General features: G+C 42.2%; 2 protein-coding genes and 1 pseudogene. All 3 read right to left on the bottom strand.

Translation table 11 applies throughout. The annotated features are described in order from the left end of the window. A partial coding sequence (locus RMO84_RS19485) for a DUF1016 N-terminal domain-containing protein (RefSeq protein WP_310490096.1) occupies positions 1-450 on the bottom strand: 450 nt, incomplete at its 3' end. Positions 451-701: 251 nt separating this feature from the next. After that, positions 702-1,352, bottom strand: a complete 651-nt coding sequence (locus tag RMO84_RS19480; protein ID WP_310490095.1) for a tetratricopeptide repeat protein — start codon at positions 1,350-1,352, stop codon at positions 702-704. 582 nt (positions 1,353-1,934) lie between these two features. Further along, positions 1,935-2,637 (bottom strand): annotated as a pseudogene (locus RMO84_RS19475) (hypothetical protein); the annotation flags it as partial.

The raw sequence follows: 2,637 nt of genomic DNA, 5'->3' as shown, positions 1-2,637 counted from the left end.
CTTTTGATAGGTTTGGTTCTCAATTTGGTGAATCAGGACATTCTTTGTCCAACCAAATTTCCGTGTCATTCTCAGGTAAAACTCTCGCTCTAAGTCGTCTTTGCACTTTTCGAGAATTGCTAAGTTGTGAGTCCAGGCAATTTCTCGCACCAATGGTGCGAGATTTGGATTCTCGGCATAAGCAAGATGGAATGCTCTCATTCGCCATAAATTGGCAGTGGAGAAACCGCTGATACCAGTGAATTCTGCCTGAATATCTTGTGCAAGTTGTTCAACAACTGATTTGCCCCAACCTGCGGTTTGTTGTCGATCGACAATTAACCTCCCGATATCCCAATACAGCGCGATTAACTCATGGTTAACGGCTTTCAGGGCTGCATACTGAGCCGATTGAATCCGCTCTTTGACTTCGATTAATAGTTCTTGATAATTGGTTCGATCGATCGTCATGGACAGAAATATTCAGTTAATTGAGACTGCAACTATACGATAATTTTAACTCTACAGATCGTCATGATGTGGAATGTGACATCTAGCTTCGCCAAGAAACCCGACTGTCTTGTCGTTTTTTTATTCGGGGGGAACCCCCGAATAAAAACGCCGCTTTTCCAAAAAGTCGGGTTTCTGAATCCTATAAGTCAAGCAAGATCGAATTAGCACTCTCGATCGAGTGATGAATTGAATCGAGAGGGTTAATCGAGTTAGCGATCCGATCTGAGTTCGGCGCATTGGTTTTGGAGATCGCGGATTTTGGTTTGGCGTTCGATAGAGTTGACTTGTCGATCGAGTCTGATGGCTAGGGGTAAGGAGCGGTGGAGCCATTGTTGGGCTTTGGGAATGTAGCGAGTGGGATTGCTTTGACGGGCTTGATAGAGGCGGATTTCAGCGAAATCGAGATAAAGATCGAATAAATCTCTTTCTACTTTTGGTTGGCGGGCATAGTGCCAAGCTTGAATTTTGGCGGTAATGGCGGGTTCGATGCGCTCTTGTTTCCAGTACACATCTCCGAGTACATCGTAGGCGTGCATCATTGGTTCCGGTGATTCGATTCCTCGTGCTAGTTCTAGAGATTTTAGTGCTCTTTGCTCTGCTGTTTGCAAGTCGGATCGTTCGATCGATACTTGCGCTAATCCTGTCCATGCCCATTGTTTGTCATAATTATCAAACTCATAGCCATTAGCAACTTGTTGGTAATATTCCTCCGCCTCCTTCAGCTTTTCCATTTCTTGCAGCAAATCTGCCACATCCAAGATATGAGTAGCTAATGCATAGCCTGGAGCTGATGGGTTACGACGGCTCAAAGATAGGGCAGTTTCTATCTCTGCCAAAGCTTTTTCGAGACGACCTTGCATCTTCCATAAAGATCCTCGTCGAAGGCGCAGTCCTGCTGACCAATTGCTTTTGCCGATCTTACTAAGCCAATCTAGCCCTCGATTCAGCACTCTTTCTAGATCTGCTATGTTCATATTGGGCAGAGATCTCCCAATTGAAACAAAACTCATAAAGCTGGTCGCTATATACGACAGACTCTCTTCGCTGAGTTCTCGATTTAAGTCGGGGTTATAAGCGATCTCGATCAGCCAAGTGAATGTACTCAAGGCTGCTCGATCTTTACGCTGCATTCTTTGTGCTGCTGCCAGCTCAAAACGATTTCTTATTGTCAAAGACAGATCATCAATCTGTTCTGATAGATCTGCTGCTCTTTGAAATATTTTTTCAGCTTTAGCATATTGTAGCTCGTCTCGGCAATCACTTGCCAGCCGAGCCATTTGCTGAATTTTCTCGCGCTTTTCTTCATTGGCTAGATATGTTTCTATGTCGAATCCTTCGTCTAAAACACCCCAATCATCCATGCTATAATTCTGCCTTAAAAATCATTACTATTGATAAACAAACGTGCGATCGATCGAAATGAGCATTAGACTAGTTCTAAATTAACCAGAATTATTGTTAAGATTGATTCTGAAGTGTTCAGTAATATATTTCTTGCCATCTGAGATTGTACCTTCGCCAACTCCTGAATTAGATGCGATTTCAGCAGCATGTGTCTTGCAAAAGATACCAACAGTTTTATATTGGGCTGCAATAGCTTGAGCATGTTTTTTGTTGAACTGTCCAATATTTTCTAACATATCTATAGACAGGAAAGTTTTTTCTTTGATATTTCTAAGATTTTTGAGATTATTCTTTTTGTTAAATTCCTCCCTTAACTGCTGTATCAGTTCTTGCTCTCCCAAATTTGGATCGTAGTAAGACAAAAGTTCTCCTGCGATATCGATCGGTGGAGTTACGCCTTTTTTGCATAAATAATTTAGTGGGCGACCTTTATCTCGATATTGCCCAATTCGACCAATCTCTAGAAACACATTAGGATTTCCATCACTTACCTCAGCTAAATAACAGTGGCTTTGAATAATATGCTCTTTTACATTATTGGGAATAGTATCACCAATATGTTCGCTATCTGCCCGCGTTACTTCCCATCCATAAGGCTGTTCTTGCAATACAGTCTTGACAGCTTTTAGGAGTTTATCGTATTCGCTGGAAAAAGGCATAGCAAAAAAGCAACTTATGTGTTCAGTCTGCGGGTATTCAGATTGTGCAACTTTCGCTTGTAGCTCGCGCATTTCCTCAGTC

The sequence above is a fragment of the Chamaesiphon sp. VAR_69_metabat_338 genome, from assembly GCF_031423935.1.
Lineage (GTDB): Bacteria > Cyanobacteriota > Cyanobacteriia > Cyanobacteriales > Chamaesiphonaceae > Chamaesiphon.
The sequence above is the reverse complement of the archived record's forward strand: the minus strand, read 5'-3'. Positions and strand labels throughout refer to the sequence as shown.